Source organism: Paenibacillus periandrae (assembly GCF_022458865.1).
Classification (GTDB): domain Bacteria; phylum Bacillota; class Bacilli; order Paenibacillales; family NBRC-103111; genus Paenibacillus_S; species Paenibacillus_S periandrae.
The window spans coordinates 1-18,576 of record NZ_JAJNMU010000047.1 but is presented as its reverse complement, the minus strand read 5'-3'; the positions used below and the strand labels follow the sequence as shown (position 1 = coordinate 18,576).

At 47.0% G+C, this 18,576-nt stretch carries 11 protein-coding genes and 1 pseudogene; 10 read left to right on the top strand and 2 right to left on the bottom strand.

What is annotated here, in order from left to right; translation table 11 throughout:
* Window positions 1–518 precede the first annotated feature (518 nt).
* From LRL21_RS42675 to LRL21_RS42630, 10 genes are all read left to right on the top strand, one after another.
* Complete coding sequence (locus tag LRL21_RS42675; protein WP_240421837.1) at window positions 519–3,752, top strand: S-layer homology domain-containing protein; 3,234 nt, start codon at window positions 519–521, stop codon at window positions 3,750–3,752.
* A gap of 203 nt (window positions 3,753–3,955) precedes the next feature.
* A complete protein-coding gene (locus tag LRL21_RS42670) occupies window positions 3,956–6,229 on the top strand; it encodes an AraC family transcriptional regulator (protein WP_240421836.1) in 2,274 nt (757 codons plus the stop codon).
* Window positions 6,230–6,445: 216 nt separating this feature from the next.
* On the top strand, window positions 6,446–7,420 hold the full coding sequence (locus LRL21_RS42665) for an ABC transporter permease (protein ID WP_240421835.1): 975 nt from the start codon (window positions 6,446–6,448) through the stop codon (window positions 7,418–7,420).
* Between the two features lie 28 nt (window positions 7,421–7,448).
* Window positions 7,449–8,342, top strand: a complete 894-nt coding sequence (locus LRL21_RS42660) for a carbohydrate ABC transporter permease (RefSeq protein WP_240421834.1) — start codon at window positions 7,449–7,451, stop codon at window positions 8,340–8,342.
* Window positions 8,343–8,400: 58 nt separating this feature from the next.
* A complete protein-coding gene (locus tag LRL21_RS42655) occupies window positions 8,401–9,855 on the top strand; it encodes an ABC transporter substrate-binding protein (RefSeq protein WP_240421833.1) in 1,455 nt (484 codons plus the stop codon).
* Window positions 9,856–9,949: 94 nt separating this feature from the next.
* Window positions 9,950–14,212 carry a CBM96 family carbohydrate-binding protein gene (locus LRL21_RS42650; protein WP_240421832.1) on the top strand — a complete coding sequence of 1,421 codons (4,263 nt, stop codon included), beginning with the start codon at window positions 9,950–9,952 and terminating at the stop codon, window positions 14,210–14,212.
* 239 nt (window positions 14,213–14,451) lie between these two features.
* Entirely contained in the window at window positions 14,452–14,823 is a 372-nt protein-coding gene (locus LRL21_RS42645) for a BlaI/MecI/CopY family transcriptional regulator (protein ID WP_240421831.1), read from the top strand.
* The gene (locus tag LRL21_RS42640) at window positions 14,816–16,693 is read left to right on the top strand and encodes a M56 family metallopeptidase (protein WP_240421830.1); all 1,878 of its coding nucleotides are present in this window, start codon (window positions 14,816–14,818) and stop codon (window positions 16,691–16,693) included. Before LRL21_RS42645 ends, LRL21_RS42640 begins: the two co-directional genes overlap by 8 nt.
* Before the next feature lie 59 nt (window positions 16,694–16,752).
* Window positions 16,753–17,364 (top strand): stalk domain-containing protein, encoded by a 612-nt coding sequence (locus tag LRL21_RS42635; protein ID WP_240421829.1) that lies wholly within the window; start codon window positions 16,753–16,755, stop codon window positions 17,362–17,364.
* Window positions 17,365–17,506: 142 nt separating this feature from the next.
* Entirely contained in the window at window positions 17,507–17,698 is a 192-nt protein-coding gene (locus LRL21_RS42630; protein WP_240421828.1) for a hypothetical protein, read from the top strand.
* Window positions 17,699–17,806: 108 nt separating this feature from the next.
* Here LRL21_RS42630 and LRL21_RS42625 read toward each other — a convergent pair whose 3' ends face one another.
* Both LRL21_RS42625 and LRL21_RS47125 read right to left on the bottom strand, forming a co-directional pair.
* On the bottom strand, window positions 17,807–17,953 hold the full coding sequence (locus LRL21_RS42625; protein WP_240421827.1) for a hypothetical protein: 147 nt from the start codon (window positions 17,951–17,953) through the stop codon (window positions 17,807–17,809).
* 494 nt (window positions 17,954–18,447) lie between these two features.
* Window positions 18,448–18,576, bottom strand: a pseudogene (locus LRL21_RS47125) (ISL3 family transposase); the annotation flags it as partial.

Below are 18,576 nucleotides of genomic sequence, written 5' to 3'. Positions count from 1 at the left end.
ATTAAGGACTGGAATATGCAAGTAGACGTTAATTAACAAACTATTATGAATGAACATAATAATGAAGAAACTGACAACATGTTCGGAATTCAATATCATGTCTACATTAATTGTTTAGAGTGCGGCTTTTTGTTAATGCGATAAGGTTCTTGTCATAAGTACATTTCAAGTACCTTAATGCATTGATCGATGCTCTTTTGGTAATAGTAGAGTTATCTGAGGCTATGTTGGCTGTGTTCGCACTCGGTTTTTGTTTGTATGAATAGATGAGTACCATTAGCATAGCTGGCAGCATTGCCAAATAGTTAGCAGTGACGCGGGCGACGATAATCCAGTATACTAAGACACGTAGCAAGCGATACAACAGACGGCGGCGCGAATGAGCGCCTGGCAAACAGACGATTCGTTCTGAAAGAATGATATTGTGTGTTTCGGAGCAACCCGACTAGTGTATCGCTATTTGGCGTGCACGCGGGGACTATTATCTATTACAACAACCTTAGGAGGTCATACACAATATGAAAAAAGCTTTGTCGACGATTCTTTCTTTGGCTGTAGCGTTCTCGATGTTTTCCACTGCAGCATTAGCTGCTACGACAACAACAAAGGCGAAATCATCCAAAGATTTTACAGACCTCAAGAATCTGGACAGTGTAACGAAAGAGAAATATGATGAATTGATCGCCACTGGCGTGTTTGACGGTATTGAAGAAGGCACATTTGGATTGAAAGAAAACATGAACCGCGCCCAATTCGCGAAGGTGGCGGCACTCATTTTTGGATTACCAGTCGACATGACATTGAAGACCTCAAGCTTCTCCGATGTGAGCGGCAATGACCCGGCGAACGGCTATGCAATGCCTTATATCGAAGCGATCGTCAAAGCGGGTATTACAGACGGCGTTGCTGAAGGCAAATACGATCCAACTGGCCAAGTGACGAAAGAACAGCTGGCAGCTTTCCTGCTTCGCGGCCTTGGTCTTGAGGAAAATGCGCAGAATATAACAGCCGTGCAGGATGATACCGTCTCCGACTGGGCGAAAGGATACGTGGCACTTGCGCTCGACCGCGGATTGATGAGCAATAGCACCAACGGTACGTTCGGCGGTACGACAGCAGCAAGCCGCGAGCTGCTCGCGATGGCTTCCTATGAATCGAAATATCAGATTAAATCGGTGTTTAGTGGCAAATACGCGATTGCTTCGATGAAAGCTACTGATGCGAACGTAATGTCGATTCGGCTTAATGGTGTCGTCGCTGATACCTCTGCCGTTACTTTTGCGCTGACGCGGAACGGATTGCCGGTATCCGATGGCTACACGACAACCTGGAGCGCAGATAAGTCAACTGCAATGTTAACCTTTGATACTAAATTTGATGATGCTGCCTGGACCGCGACACTCGGCGGATTGAGCAGCATAGATGAAGCAGGCCAAACGGCGAAGGCAACAACAGAGAAAGAGAAAATAGCGAAAATCGATCTAGTGACGACATCCAATACCTTGCCAAATAACCCATCGGCGAAGCTACGTATTGACTTCAAGGCAACAAATCAATACGGTAAGCAATCGTCGGTATCAGCTAGCGAATTTGACCTCCACGCCAGCCTCGGATCAGTAACACCTATCGGCGGTGAGCAGGCGTTCTACCTGACTCTGCCATCTACGCTGAACCGCGATGACCGCTTGTCACTGACCGTCATTCACCAGGATAGCGGCACACAAGCGAACAAAGTGTTCACCATTGGCGATGCACGTATCGTGTCCAAGGTTGAGCTAGGCGACCTTCATGGCACGTCCGGTAATGTAGTAAGCTCCATCGAATCAAACAGCTACGCTTATCTTGACCTGAAAGTCTACGATCAATACGGTCTGCGTGTTGATGCTAAGGACGAGCTGAACAAAGGTGTCACCGTTACCTTCTCCGACTCCGATCTGGACAAGGGCAACGAGGGAGAATCCGGTGCGTTCGTCGACAACGCTGTGGGCGATGATGCGGCTGACCTTAAGCTGCGTGCGATTAGCGACAAAGTGAAGGACGTAGTTGTGACTGTATTCGCGAACGGCTCAGGCGAATCCGTTACAAAAACCGTTCCCATCACAGCGACGAACGTACCGAGCGCAGTTCAATTCGGGACCTACTCGTACACATTGGCTAAAGGTGACGTGCCAAGCGGCGATGAAAGTCTTGATGCCAAGTTATACTTGCCATTGATCGTGAAGGACGACCAAGGCAACACGTTATCGGCACAGGACATATATGACAATCGTGATAAATTTACTATATTTTCCAGTGGTGGCGTGACACTTGCCGATCAGCCGATCTCGAACTCCGGCAGCTATAAGGGCAAGATCGCCATTGCCGGCGTCAATACGAAAGGAAGCTCAATTATTACGGTGCAGTTGAAGGACAACCCGCAGGTTCAAACGCAATTGAAGGTGAATGTGAATGACAAGCGCAAAGCTGATAAGCTTATGTTTTCCCAAGCACCTGCAAAATATATGACTGCCGGCACAGACAATGAAATGAAAATTAAGTTGTACGACCAATACGGCAGTGAGTTGAAATACGATGCGAACGGTCAGTATGTGGTGCGTTATTCGTTGACAGCGAGTGGTGGCGATGAAGCGAGTCTGGCAGCCACAAGTTTGTCGAGTGCGCAGCGTAAGGACGTAAGCGACGCGACATCCGCGCGTAAGTATGTGCTGCAGCCGACGAAGATCGGACAAGCGGTTACGCGGGACTTCCATTTGGCAGCTGACAGCTCAGACACATCGAAAGACTCCTTCTACGACAAATCGTTCAAATTTTACACGGCAGCAGATGCGAAAGAGGCCAGCTACACGTACAAAGCGACGTTGTATAAGCAGGACAGCACGGGTACGGTGACGATTAATGGCAATTCTTATGTTGAAGTGAACAACTTGTCCACGACGATGGAAGTGCTCGATCCTTCAAATGTGAACACGAACCTGACCTACGAAGCGTACCTGGATAAATCGGTAGATAACACCATGCTGGCCGCGGACGATTTCATGTCGGTCGGAACCGGAGCGCAAGGGGCAAGCACGATGTACGATACGTACAAGCCGTTCACCAAAGAAGTGAAAATTCGTGCGACCAAAGACAAAGGTGATGAAGTCAAAGTCTCATCCAATATCGTGTCCTTAACATCGAGCGATCCGCAAGTAGCGGACGTTGCAAGCAAATCAAAAGATAAAGACAGCACCCACTACATTGCAGGCGGTAAGGAAGGGCAAGCTGCAGTGACCGTGATGTTCTATGACGGCAAGAAAAATATGCAAACTGCATCATTGAAAGTAAGTACGAAGAAAGAAGCGCCAGCCGTGAGCAGCTTGACGCTGAAGAAAACAGGTAAATCCGTGTCCATGGCCGATCTGCAGGACGGCTTGTATCTGTGGGACGCGAAGCTCGGTGAGAAACTGACGGCTCTTGATCAATACGGTGATGAAATCGTCAACGAGAACGCACCGGGAACGATGAATGAAGAGGGTCAAGCGAACGACAACATGCTTGTACGATCAAAGGGCGTCGGCTACAACGGCAACGAATTGCTTAAACTCAGCTTCTACGTATCCGATATTAGCGGTGTGAATCCAGACGCAATAAGCGTGGATGAAAACAATGGCTTCATCCAATATACAGGCGCGGCTGATGATGTGACGAGCTTTAAAGTGAACGTAATTGCTCCTAGTGGCAAACAAGCATCGTTTGATGTTGATGTGAAGTAATTGTGGGTAAGCTGGCGCCTGTATCCAACCGGTGTCAGCTTATTTTTCTTTGCGCAACAATCGGTTTCTCCGAAAATCCGAAGGTGTCAGGCGTGTCAAAAACACTTGAAGAAAAAACAATAGTAGTTTAAATTTGGAGAAATGGTTCAGATTTGGTTTCTATTGTCACTATACGCTATTCAACCGATAAGGGAGCCGATATAATGAACTTAAAACAGGTGGACTCAATCGGATGGAGGTATACAGTGATGAAGAAGCAGCGGTCAGATAACTATTTTTCAAATATGTTTATTAAAATGACGCTGGTAACAACACTACTGGTGATGGTGCTTTCGCTGTTTTTTTACATCTATTTTAAAAGCTACAACAGTAAACTGATCAATCGTTCAAACGAAGAAATTATGCATCAGGTTATCTATAACGCCGAGCAGGTTCATACTTATGTCAGGAACTACGCGGTTACTTTATCCAATAATCTGGACGCGGTTAATCTCATGAACGGACAGAATCTGTCTATTTATGAGCAGCTCAGCAGTATGAGGGCGCTTGATCTTATGCTGAAATCGAATCCGTACATAGGCTCGTTCTATGTGTACAACGGTCAGGAGGATATGTATTATATTGTAGGCTCCAATCCGCTGATACGCCGGGGGAGTGATTTTGATCCATGGGCGGCAACAATCCTGAAGAAGGGCAGCACCTTGCCTAAGCTTGCCCCGATCCCAAGAAGGATGCCTCTCAGCGAAACGAACCCGGAGCAAACCATGAATGTATTTTCGTATGTGCAGCCCGAGTATTATTTGGATGGTGGGCTGAAGAGCGCACTCATTTTCAATGTAAACATAGATATACTTCTCAATCAATTGACCTTAGGAAGCTTCGATACTCTGGATAACAAAAGCTTCTGGTTCGTCAGCCGAGATGGCGGAGTGATGGCGCATACCGATCCAAAGCAATTTTTGACAAATGCCGCAGAAATACCTTATGTGCAGGATATTATCCATTCATCCGAAAAATCGGGCTATTTTGTAACGGAAATAGATGGCGTCCAATCTGTGGTAACCTACGCAGGCAGCGATTCACTCCAATGGCAGCTTGTTGGTGTTACAGCCTACAGCACGATTGCGAATATTGCCGCCAAGGTCAACTACATTACGCTGGGTATCGCGCTTACCATGCTGGTAGTTGGCTCATATGCGGCTTTTCTGCTGGCCATAAACTTGTACACCCCGGTGCAAAAGCTGCAGCGTTTTCGAAGCAGCCATATATTCACCTTAAAGCAGAAATCATTGTCGGATTTGCTTCTAACCGGATTCCCCCCGAAAGAAGGCGAATGGCTGCATGAATACGGGATTACGTTGGACCCCGGCAGGCCTGTCGCCGTTGCGGTGATGAAAATCGATCACTATAGCGGATTTTGCGAGCGGTACAAGCAGTCCGATCGGGCGCTGCTCAAATATGCTCTCACCAACATCGCCGGCGAAATTATGTCAGAGCTCCATACCTGTGAAGCGGTTGATTTGGATGAAGACGTTGTTGTATTGATCTTGAATATGGAGGAGGAAGGCAAATTATCGGGGAATGGAAGGCTGGAGCTATCCCGATCCCTGCATCAGGTACTCGAAAGCTTTGAACGCTATTGTTCACTGACGGTATCGATCTTCGTGAGCGAGGCGGCGATGAATCTCAGAGATTTACCCTACATATATAAGGATGCGCTGGATTTATCCAACGATCGGCTGAAATATGGACACCGATGTATGCTCTTTCGAGAGGTTCAGTTCGCAGATTCGCCGCAATCGTTCCCAATCGACCATCCGCTTGTCGAGCAGCTGCTGGGTGCGATTAAGGAAGGGAAATTGGAGAAAATGGAGGAGACGTACGCCCGGCTCACGGAGCTTGTCTCCAAATGCGACTATAACAACATCATGCTTGTAATATCCTACATATCCTCGGCCGTCTTTAATCAACTGCATGTAATGGAAAGCAACAGTACGATATCGTTTGAGAGCGGTTTCTCCGAGTTTGACAGGAAGATCAAAAGTGCGGAGACGCTGGTGGAAATTCATGAGCATTTTCATGGCTTGTTCCACGTTATTACAGAACGGCTTGGCAGAAATAAAAACGACCGCACCGGCCTCATTGTCGCACAGGCCTATCGATATATTGACGAGAACTATGCCGATTACGCGCTCTCTCCGCATGGCATCGCCGCTCTGTTCAATATGACACCTGCGTATTTGAACAAGCTATGCCGGGATCAAGGCGCTCGCTCCTTGTCGGATTATTTGACAGCGGTCCGGATTGAGAATTCAAAACAGCTGCTTGGCGAAACCAACCTGACCATCGATCAAGTTATTGACCGGATTGGTTGGGAGAACAAGAAATACTTTTATACCATTTTCAAAAAACATGTGGGTGCTACCCCTACCGACTACCGCTTGAAACTGAGCCTCACCCGGTTGAATCAATCGTAAAAACAATTGAGAGGGAAACCTTCACCTTATGAATCGCGCAGCTGCCGGTTGATAAGGTTTTTTACTTGGAAATGGGGCTGTTTGAACCATTTAAGGATGATTAGACTGCGATTTTAAACCATTTCACTCATTTTAACCCTTACCGACATTGGCTGCTTACAGTACGATAGGAGCACATCAGCCCCATACCTCTGAAGGAAAAGAAGGTGCAGCTCAGTGCAAGATTGGCAATCCGTAACTGTAAGACGCTCGCCCGCTAGCCGCCGGTCGGTCCGGCTCGGGAGCAGATGGAAAACGTTCCGCAAAAACCGTTTTCTACTGCTGTTAACCATGCCGATGGTTTTATTCATTTTTGTTTTCAAGTACATACCTATGTTCGGAGTTATCGTAGCTTTCAAGCGATATCAGTTCAACAAAGGACTGCTTGGCAGCGATTGGGTAGGGTTCAGCAATTTTCGATTTTTACTCGACTCCCCCGATTTATGGCGAATCGTACGAAATACGCTGGGGTATAATTCCGTCTTTATTGGTATGAATCTGCTCGGCGCGCTTGTCATCGCTCTGCTGTTATATGAGATAACAAGCCGCTCGATGCTGAAGGTGTATCAAACCGTGATGCTCTTCCCGCATTTCCTATCCTGGGTTGTCGTGGCCTACATGGCTTATGCGTTTCTGAATCCACGTTCGGGTATGCTCAATCAAGCTAGGGAATGGTTCGGTTACGCGCCGCTTGACTATTACAATTTGAGCGATCCTTGGCTCTATATTTTTCCGCTCGCCCAGTGGTGGAAGGAAGTAGGGATGGGTGCAATCATTTATTACGCAGCGCTTATGGGAGTCGATCCGGCCTATTTCGAAGCGGCCAAAATCGACGGCGCCAATAAGCTGCAAATGCTTTGGCACATCTCACTGCCGTTTCTGTATCCGGTGATGACGATATTGACGATATTGGCGATAGGCAACATTTTAGATGCCGATTTCGGTCTCTTTTACCAGCTCCCGATGAATTCCACTACGCTGTATGAAACGACGGACGTTATCGACACGTACATATTCCGTGCACTCACGGTGAACGGAGATATCGGTATCTCGGGAGCGGCGGGACTTATCAAATCGACCGTCGGCTTTGTGCTCGTCATCGGTACGAACTGGTTCGTCAAACGCCGCAATGCGGACAATGCACTGTTTTAATTTGAAAATATAGAGGAGGGAAACGGGCTTGACTGCCAGCCGAACGGAGCTATGGTTCAAAAGATGCATTCATCTCTTTATGATTTGTCTGAGTATTGTATTTGTTATACCGCTTGTCGCGATCATAGCCGTCTCGTTATCTAATGATCAAGACATCGCTGCTCACGGGTACCGGCTTCTACCGGTTCAAATTGATCTGGAAGCGTACCGTTATATTTTATCTTCACCGATGACACTTTTTAACGCTTATAAGGTGACGACTATCATGTCGGTACTGGGTACCTTTCTGTCGCTGCTTATGATCTCCTCCTGCGCGTACCCGTTATCACGCAAAGATTTTGCGTACCGAAGCGTGATCACTTTTTATTTGTTTTTTACTATGCTATTTAACGGCGGCCTCGTCCCGTTCTATATCCTGATGACGAATTACCTGCATTTGCAGGATACGTATGCGGCGCTCATTATTCCGGTGCTCGTCAATGTGTTTTATGTCTTTCTGATGCGAACGTTCTTTCAGCAGCTGCCGGATGCGCTTGTAGAATCGGCGACGATCGATGGTGCTGGCGAGCTTCGTATTTATCTGGAGATTATTTTGCCGCTGTCGAAGCCGGTTCTGGCAACCGTCGGTCTGATGCAGCTGCTCACTTACTGGAATTCCTGGTATCCGGCATTGCTGTTCGTCTCCAGCCAGGAGATGTATCCGCTTCAATACCTGCTGCAGGTGATGCTGAAAAATATAAGTGAAATCACAAAAAATATGCAGGAAAACGGGCTTGTCGATTGGTCGGCTGCGGCCTCCTTACCTACAGAAAATATGCGGATGGCGATGTGCATGCTGGCTATAGGGCCTATGCTGCTTATATTCCCTTTTTTTCAAAAATATTTTGCCAAGGGCCTGACAGTAGGTTCAGTCAAAGGGTAAGGCGGCAATAAATATTCATCATAGTTTCAAAATAATGACATGCGGAGGGTACCTATTAATGAATACGATCAAAAGGATAACGGGGATTACTGTAGGGACTATTTTACTTGCGGGCTCAGTTTTGAGCGGTTGCCAGTCAGGAGGAACCAAGCCTTCCAGTCATGCTGCCCAGCCGGAGGGTAAGCCGGAAAAACTCGTCTGGTATGTTCGCAGCAGCGAACCGAAAAATTCGCAAGCGGTACTGGACAAAGCCAATGAGCGAATCCAGAAAAAAATCAACGCAACACTGGAAATGAGATTTATCAACCCCGGAGACTACGACAGCAAAATGCAGCTGGTCATGTCATCGGGCGAAGCGTACGATTTGGCTTTTACGTCTGCATGGGCGAACAGTTATGTCAACAATGTGAACCGCGGAGCCTATATCCCGTTGGATGCGATGATTGAAAATTATCCGGGTTTGAAAGCAATGATGCGTAAGGAAATTTGGGATGCCGTCAAAATTAACGGAAAAATGTACGGCATGCCGAACAATCAGATTATGACCAGCCAAGATGGCATTTGGTTTAAGAAGGATATCGCGGAAAAGTACGGTATTAACTTGAAGGCCATTAAAAGTATGGAGGATTTGACCCAAGCGCTGCAAACCGTCAAGGACAAGGAACCTGGAATCATTCCGGTCCGTGAAGGAACCACCAGCTTTTCTTTTAAAAGGTCTGGGACGATCATCGAGGATTTGTTTGTCGTTAATCCTGCCACTTGGAAGGTTGAGGACGGTGTGAAGCTTCATGCGGATACATTCAAATCGTTCCGCGGGTGGTATCAGAAAGGATTTTTCCCGCAGGATGTAGCAACGCTCAAGGATGAGCTGTCTCTGATTAAAGCTGGCAAAATCTTCAGTCGCTACGGTCGGCAGAAGCCGGGTGCGGATGCCGAGCTGAAGGCGGCATATGGCTTTGAGGTCGTTAACATTCCAACGGGGCAGCCGATCATACAGCGCAGCGGTGCCCTATCGACGCTAACGGCGATCAGCTCCACATCCAAGCATCCCGAGCTGGCGATGAAGCTGCTCGATCTGATCAATACCGATAAGGAATTAATCAATCTATTGTCGTTCGGCATCGAAGGACAGGATTACACCAAACTGGCAGACAACCGGATTGAGCCGAAGCCAGGAGGGTATTCGCTGCCAGCCTGGATGATTGGCAACGTATTCAATTCGTATTTGCTGCCGGGTCAGCCGGACGATGTATGGGAACAGACAAAAAAGCTGAATGAAACGGCGTTGGTTGATCCGCTGATTTCATTTAGTTTTGACCGAAAAAACGTAGAAAACGAAATGGCCCGGCTTGTAGCCATCCATAAGGAATTCAAGCCGATTCTGGACAACGGGCTTGACGATATTGATAAAATCATTAAGCAGCGGGAAGATAAGCTGAAAGCGGCAGGCTACGATAAAGTAGCACAGGAGCTCCAAGCACAGATTGACACATGGAGAAAGACGCAGCAATAAGAGGCAGTGATAAGGAGGGGCGTAAGGGAGCGCCCCTCTTGTCATAATACAATGAAAAGGATGATGGTTTATGTGTACATGCCTTCATGGAAGGGTGCTGAAATTCATTGGCCTGCTTGTCGTCTATGTGCTTGCTTTGCCGATGATCATGCTGATGAAGCCTGAAAATGTAAACGCTTCACCGAATACGTATTACGTGGCGGTAACGGGAGACGACATGACTGGAGATGGCAGTTTATCGAGCCCTTGGAGAACGATCCAGAAAGCGGCAAGCATGATGCAGCCTGGAGACACCGCGTTGATTCGGGAAGGAACCTACAGGGAAACCGTAACCCCGCCAAGATCAGGAGTAGAGTCAGCTCCCATTACATTTAAGAGTTATCCGAACGAAAATGTCACTATTAGCGGGGCGGATCCTGTGTCCGGATGGTCATTTGATTCATCAGGAGCGCTCCCGCTGCTGCAAGCGCCAATGGAAGGGTCGCTTGGCTCCGGCAACCAGATTTTTATTAACGGCGCGATGGCGGAAATCGCAAGATGGCCGAACAATACTGGGACGCTGATGGAGCCTTCCAGGGCGACGGCGGAAGCGGGGAGCAACACAACCCTTACAGATGGAAGCCTCCCTGGCAATATCGATTGGACCGGAGCGGACATCTGGTTTGCCGGGGGCTCGAGCTGGGTTGGTGATGACAGCGTTGTGACGCAGTACGACCCCGCCTCTCATAAGCTGACCTTCACTTCGGTCCGGGCAGCTAACTCGAACTATGACCCGAGAAGTGGGACACCGTATGTTTTATCGGGAATTAAAGCTGCACTGGATGCGGAGAACGAGTGGTGGCTGGATGAACAGAACCGGCGTCTGTTCATTAAGCCGCCTGCGGGGTATGATGCCTCAAATGTAAAGGTTGAGGCAAAAAAACGAATTTATGGTTTCGACTTGTCTGACCGGTCCTATATTCGGCTGGAGGGGCTTCGGCTGTTCGCGACAAGTATTAAGACGAACGATCAATCGAATCATCTTGTCATCGACAGGCTCCATGCACAGTATGTGTCTCACAACAGCCGGAACAACAAAGGGAATCCGCTGGAGGAGAATAACGGTTTGACAATAAGGGGCGAGTACAATGAACTTATGAACAGCGAGCTTACCTTCAGCTCCGCGAGTATTTTGAATGTAAAGGGACAATACAACCAAATCGTTAATAATTATATTCATGACGGCAATTATGCAGGTACATGGAACGGGGTTGTATTCGCCAGCGGAACCGGACATTATATCGGTTATAACACCGTAACCCGATCGGGCAGAGATGTAATCAAATTGGATGATCCCGCTCGTATGATCGTAGAATACAATGACGTTTCTTACGGCGGTTTAATTACGAAGGACAGCGGGTTGTTCTATACGGCAGCAGATGATGCCCGAAATACCGAAATCCGGTACAATACGTTCCACGATATGTATACACACCTGGGCATGGGAATTTATACGGACAATCAAAGCAGCCATTTTATCATACACCATAACGTCATATGGAATGTGCCGAATTCCGATCCTATTCGCCTTAACTCTCCGAGTAACTACAATTTGGTCTATAATAATACCGCTGCAGTCAATACCCTGGGGATGGGCACTTATGCAATCGTGTTCAAAGGAGATATGTATGGAGATCGTATCTTCAACAATATTGTGACCGGAGGCGAGGTTCAATTTGGTGAAGCGTCAGGCTATGTGACCGGCAACAATCTCATGCTTGGTATCGATCCACAATTTATAAACCCGGATCATTTCGATTTTCGGTTAATGGCGAATTCGCCTGGCATTGATGCAGGAATAGTTGTCCCCGGTATTACAGACGGGTATACCGGAGCCGCTCCTGATATAGGGGCATACGAATACGGGCAGCCATTATTCAAGACGGGACATGATTTTGCAGCTCCGCCTGTCATCGGAACTGTTGCGTCTATGATTCCCCTTACCGCTGACCGTGTGATGAATGGCAGCTTCGAGACGAGAACGCTGGAGCCATGGTTGGTAACGAAAGGCCGGGCTCAGCATATTTACGCAGCGGGTGCGGCCTGGTCATCGCAAACCGCGATAACACGCACTCAGAACGGCAGTGCCCAGCTTAGCGGGAGCGTCTCGGAGCTTGAGCAAACAGTGACCGGTTTAACTCCAAACACGCACTATACGGTATCGCTATGGACCAAAGCCTCGTCCCCAGATTCGGCATCTGTTTTCGGCGTACGGAACTTTGGGGGAGATACAGTGACCGGGATGACGTACGGAACAGAGTGGACGCAGCATAAGTTGGAGTTTATAACGGGAGCGTCGAACACGTCCGCTGTTGTATATGTGGCTAAAGAGCCGCTGCCGGGGGCAGGCGACAGTCTGATTGAGCTTGATACCCAGACGCTTCCGACAACAAGCTCTGCTTGGCTTGCTTATGATGTGACATCATTCATTCGGGATGAAAGCAAGCGGGATGTTGCAGCCAGTCTTACCGTGAGAGGTGCCAGCAGCCGGACGACGTTCGCAACGAAACGGACCGGTACGAACCAGCCGAGGCTTGAGGTGATGACAGAAGATTCCGCGACCCCCATGATTCTCTATGCGACCAAAAGTGCTGGAGTACGTACCAAGACGGGGACAGATGATGCGAATACAAACTACGGCAATACAACCTCGTTTAATGCAGCATATTGGAATACCGGTTACCAGGAAGAAATTTATTTGCAATTCCCATTAGGTAATCTGGCAGGTAAACAAATTACAAGCGTGAAGCTGCTGCTTCGTGCAAGCGGTGCTGCTGCAGACGGAGCCAGTACCACGGTATATGGATTAGCCGAGGACGGATGGAGCGAATCGACGCTAACCTGGAATAATAAACCTCAGGCGACTCTGCAGTCCGTATATTACGACGATATTGGTCTTATTGTGCCCTTGGAAGAGCTTCCAGCAGCCGATCTATTGCGCAAAACGATTGTCGATGCACGGTATATATACGTTAAAGCGGAGAGAGAGGGTTTGTTTCCGCAAACTATATTGGACGATTTTAAACAAGCCATTGATGCCGCGCAGACTATAGTCATGCAATCATCGTCTACGGATGAACAGCTTAACACGGCGCGCAGTCTGCTTCAATCCAAACTAAAGGCGCTCGATGCCCGAAAGCGGCTGTTGGAGGTTATCCAGTTGGAACGCAGGATGATGGATACAACTTCCGAAGGCAGTCTGCCGGGGCAATATCCAGCTTATGCAAGGAACGATCTTCAGCAAGCGGGAGACAGGGCTTACACGCATTTCGGTGATGAAGGAGTGGCCTATGAGCAGCTTTTAGCTGAAGAAGCCACGTTACTGGCCGCGACCCGATTATATGAGGAAAGGGTTATTTCTACAGAGCTTCCGCTTGTGCCGAAAGTTAACTTTCAGTCGATATTGGACGATACAGCCGGGTGGTCGGATACGTTCAATACAGCCGGTGGGTGGAACATTTTTGCCAAGGATATGACGCGATATACCCGTTCCAAATTCGGGGATACGCTGTTTGCCTGGAATATGAGCTACGACTTTGCAAACAATGGGCTGGAGTGGCCAGGTATGCTTATTCGCTCGCAGACACCCAATAAGCCGCTCAACCAGGATACGAACTACTTGATTATATTTAAGCCGACGGTGTGGGAGCTGCAAAAATGGATCGACGGCAAGCAGAAGCTGTTTCTTACATTCCCTAACAATCAATTCAACGGCAGCGATTCAAGAATTTATGCTGGTGCTGTCAATGTGGAGGGCGGCGTTCGGATCTTGTGCTATGTGAACGGCCTGAAAGTACTGGATGTCGTGGACAGGGACAATCCGATTACACAAAGCGGTTATTTTGGATTTGTTTCATCAGGTCAATCGGGCGACATTAAAGCGAAGGCGGGAGAGATAATGCCGGAAGCGGCGCTGCGTGGTCCAACCAGATTGAATCTAATGGATGATCATACCTTCAAGTTAGATGCCTACGATGGAAGTTCAACGGTTGGCAGTTCCGTCTATCAATCGGTATACGGAGGAACGCTGAAGTTCAGCTTCGATGCTCAGCTTTTTGATCTGGTAGGTACCGCGACGTTGCCGGAGCATGCTGCTGCTTCGATATCAGGCGGAGATGGCTTGTACACAATTGATTTTACTACAGTGAATCCCCTCATACGAAATGGAGAGGCACTGCTCCAAATAACGCTTCGAGCCAAAAAAGTGTCGGTCCAAACGGCCATCACCGTTCAAGAGGCTCGGTTCTACAAAAACCCTGACAGGCAGACAGGTGTAAAAGCCATCCCGTTATCCAAGCGGGTAGAAATAGTGCCGTAAACTGACAAAGAGTCCCGTAACAGAGGTAACAACTCCATTTCAGTGACGCGTACAAAAGCTGACTGCAGTGTATGCAACTGATTGTGATTGTGCCTCAATTCATATAGACAGAGCTTGCTTCAGACAAGCCCTGTCTTTTTTTACTGTCTTTTCTTATGATCGTCAGGAGTTGCTTTTCGTTTCTACATTTTGTATAATAAAAAACGAGTTGTAGAATCGAAAGGAGGAGAAGTGTTGATATGCAAATTACCAAGGCGGAAATGGAGATTATGCAAGTCATCTGGGAGAGCGGAGAAAGGATGACCACCAAGGAAATTGCGGAAAAATTGCCTGACAAAAAAATTACGACGCTTATCACCCTGGCTGGCAGACTGATTGACAAAGGCGCTCTGCATTCCATCAAGCTTGGACGCTCTCACGCATATGAATATTGGGCGGCCTTAAGCGAAAAGGAATATCAAAAACTGCAGACGCAGAGCTTCGTACGCTCCATACATAACGGTTCTGCCAAAAGCCTGATCAGTGCCTTGTTCAAGGATGAAAACCTCACTAAAAAGGATATCGACGAGCTCCGTGAATTTATTAAACGGGAGGCCGATTTCCATGATTAAATGGCTGCTTATGACCTCCCTTTCCGGCAGTATCGCTAGTCTGTGCCTCATTCTGTTTAAAACGAAGCTTGCTGCTAAATGCGGCGGCCGTTGGTATTATTACATCTGTCTGTCGGCCTTGCTGCTGTTTATCGTTCCGCTCGGTATCCAAGTGCCAGCCCTTTTTCCTCATTCCCTGATGCCGGACACAAGTACAGTTTCATTTGCTGGAAATACGACGACAGCAATAGGGACAAAAGCAATGGAACCGCCTGTACCTTCCAGCGAAGGTGTTTTGAACGATAACCTTAATATCCCAGTTATAGCTCCCGAAGCTTGGGTCCTGGGAATCTGGGTCAGCGGTTTTGTCATCATGCTGTGCTTTAACTTTTTTAATTACTTTCGATTTAAACGCAAGGCGCTTCAAGGTACCCGAATCGACATAGTGAAAAACCTGAATGTGCTGGCCAGTCCGAACGTGCATTCACCTATGTTAATCGGGTTCGTTAAGCCCCAAATTGTATTTCCCGTTACGAATATGAGTACGGAGGATTATCAACTGGCATTAAAGCATGAATTGATTCACCACAAGCAAAAAGACGCGTGGCTGAAGCTTTTTGCCGTGATCGTGAACTGCCTGCACTGGTTTAATCCGGTTTCCTATTTGGCCCTGGCCAATGTAAGCGAAGCCTGCGAATATGCTGTAGATGAAGCCCTATCCCAAAAGATGCATCCCATGGAAAAGAAGCTTTATAGCGAAATGATTTTGCATTTTGCTTCCCAAGCCTCACCTGCCCTTAATAGTAGCCTGGCTCAGCCTAAGAAGCAGCTATACCGAAGATTTAAGCTGATTATGAACCCAAGTAAAGGAAGAGGCCAGGCACTCGCCGGCATCGTGACTGCCGTAATGATCGCAGCCGTAGCCCTCTTCTCCTCATCCGTGGTATTTGCGAAAGCGCCACAACCGATTACGGAGTACAGCGGAGGCATTAAGACCTATTACAATGTAAACGATACGCTAGAAGGAAATGTACAAGCCACGCTGGGAAAATCCCAAATGGGCGTTTTGGCAACAGATTTGTATATCGATGACACTGGATTGAAACTGGATTACTTTAACCGCACAGAGCCTTATTATAAGGTGGGTATTCTATGGAAGGACAAAGATGACTCCTCCGTTGCCGGAATGACCACAAAAACAATAATCGTGCAGGATCGAACCGTAACTGTCGCTTTCACCGACAAAGCAGAAGCGTATAAAGAGGATAGCGTCATTAAAAAAATGATTTCGAACCAAATTGCTTTTGAACTGAAGTACTCCAACAACAGATATCAATATGATCATGCTGCATTTATCGACGAGGTCATCCAGCGCGGGGTGTATGTGATTTATGAAATCCTTACCCCTAAGGAATTTACATTCAATCTGTCCAAAACGAAAAGCGATGATGTTATCGGTTACAAGCAGCTAACGACCTATGACAAGAAAAATAAAATCACGAATATTTTCAATAATAGTATGAAGTTGCCGAGATCTGTAATTGACGAAAATACTGACGGTACTCAGGGTATTCAGCTCGGAAAAGCTTTTGTCATGAACAGCGGAGAAACCTTGGCCCTCGATGTCAAAGAAACGTCGGACATTTCTCCATCAATTAGCCTGTCTGTCATAGATGAGGCAGCAGGTAATTTGGTGTACTGGAATCCTGCAGCTCGAAGCGGTACTCGATCTATCTTTACGCCAGGTGAAAGTAACGTGAACCGCTCTTTCAAGATAGTGGCAAGCGGTGAAGAGGAGGATACGGTGAAGGTCGAAATTTTCACTTATAAGAGCGGGGAAGAGGAGATCAAGCCTCCTTCAGCTAACTTCCTTCCAGTCCTTCTCCACTAGCAAATATCCCCAGAGATCAAGTATTGGATATCAATGAATAGTTAATGAGGTATATGAAAATGGAGCTGATACAATTGTTCAAATCAAAATGGAAGTACAGTGTGCTCGGTTTGCTTTGTGTTCTGGTATTCGGAACTACGGCGTATGCAGACAGGGATTTCTACTGGTCGGATTCAGTGCCGATGCCATCATGTAACGGTAGCATGGGTGATACTCCCAGCGATAGGTCTTCCAAAGGGAGGATGGGCATCATAACGGCAGATGGCAAGAAGATCGAACTGGATCTTCCTTCGTGTGCGGAAGCGAAGAAGAACCGTGTCCTGGTCCTTGTGAACGGGTTATATCTGCAAGTCAGTGGAGTGGTCGAAGCATGGCCCTATATCGAGAACGGACGAACTATGGTTCCGCTGCGGGCAATTGCTGACGTATTCGGGTTCAAAGTGGATTGGGAAGCAAGCGAACAGAAAATAACGCTGACCAAAGACGGGAAGACCATCGTCATGCACATCGGAAAGTCTGAGATGCTGGTTGACGGGGAAAAAGTGCTGCTGGAAGAGGCGGTGCCTGCGATTAAAAAAGACGTGACATTTTTACCGGTCCGGCAGCTTGCGGAAATCCTCGGCATTCAAGTGGAGTGGGATCCGGAGACAAGGACCGCGAAGTTTAACTAAGGCATCACTAGAAAAGAGTGACTGAAATGCTGCCGACATGAATGAGTTAACGGAACAAGAGCTGGCATGGCTTGATGGGCTATGGTTCTCATTGCCTCGTCGTCAAGAGTTTAGTTAATAACAGTGATATACATTTAATGGTATGGATCAAAAAGCTCAAATCAAGAATCGAGTAAACGAAATTGTACAAGTTATGAATGCGCTGCAGGATTTACTTGAACATTTTGATGACGAACTATTTAACGCGTTGGTAGAGAAGAAAACCATTCTCTCGCCAACGCGTTATTTATTTACCCTGAGAAGTGGGATGGAGATTGAAGAGCTCGAAGAATAGGCTCCAACCTGTAATAAGAATAGAGGATTAGACAGATGGCATGGCGAGTCCATGCTGTTTGATCGTCAAAACTCCAAATGATTCTCTTTTAAAAAAAGCTTAATCTCCTTAATCATCCCCACTTTTCAAATCCGTTAGCAATTTTGATGATTTTTCGATCAATGGAGCGATATGTTCCTGCTGTTCAACAGATAGAGATAGTTCATCAAACCTCTTGTACAGACCTTTCACTAACCATTCCGGCCAATCTTCCATAGTGCAAATCCCCTTCCCGTTGTTTGAGTGTGTGTATGGTAACTCTGATGGGAAGGGATGGCAAGTTGTTTTGAAACTCGCCATTCTTTCTACAATTCTCTGCCAAATTCGACTTATATATGGTATGATTTTACTATTCACGGAACAAATAATGAAGCCATGTACCAATGTCATCAACAAATTCATCGATCTATTAGTACTTTTGTATTTTTGGGGAGTGCATATAATTCAGGATTTGTTTACAAGTATATTAGGTGATGAATAGATAAAAGGTTAATTTTATTACCGAAGGGGTTTGATATATGAAGAGATACCTCATTGTAGTTGCCCTATTTTTAACTACCATCTTATTGAATGGTTGCAAACAGGAAACTATTTCATACACTCCATTCATCAGTTCAAACCATTCTATGCCTAGTCATGAGCCGTCTGTAGATCAAATTTTGTTCAAAACTTACACAGATCACGTTGCTCCTAATCTAGAAGTGATTCATTTAACTTGAAAGGCGATGACGATTACATTCAACTAAAATCCCCGATTTGTATCGATCGGGGTTACAAATAAAATAATGACGGCGTTGAAAGGCTTTAATACGATTATGACGACCTTCAACGGTAGCATT

Bases quoted from the DNA above. Each gene is read 5' to 3' on its own strand.
- LRL21_RS42675 (WP_240421837.1), top strand. From the start codon at position 519: ATGAAAAAAGCTTTGTCGACGATTCTTTCTTTGGCTGTAGCGTTCTCG.
- LRL21_RS42670 (WP_240421836.1), top strand. From the start codon at position 3,956: ATGAACTTAAAACAGGTGGACTCAATCGGATGGAGGTATACAGTGATG.
- LRL21_RS42655 (WP_240421833.1), top strand. From the start codon at position 8,401: ATGAATACGATCAAAAGGATAACGGGGATTACTGTAGGGACTATTTTA.
- LRL21_RS42645 (WP_240421831.1), top strand. From the start codon at position 14,452: ATGCAAATTACCAAGGCGGAAATGGAGATTATGCAAGTCATCTGGGAG.
- LRL21_RS42640 (WP_240421830.1), top strand. From the start codon at position 14,816: ATGATTAAATGGCTGCTTATGACCTCCCTTTCCGGCAGTATCGCTAGT.
- LRL21_RS42635 (WP_240421829.1), top strand. From the start codon at position 16,753: ATGGAGCTGATACAATTGTTCAAATCAAAATGGAAGTACAGTGTGCTC.
- LRL21_RS42630 (WP_240421828.1), top strand. From the start codon at position 17,507: ATGGATCAAAAAGCTCAAATCAAGAATCGAGTAAACGAAATTGTACAA.
- LRL21_RS42625 (WP_240421827.1), bottom strand. From the start codon at position 17,953: ATGGAAGATTGGCCGGAATGGTTAGTGAAAGGTCTGTACAAGAGGTTT.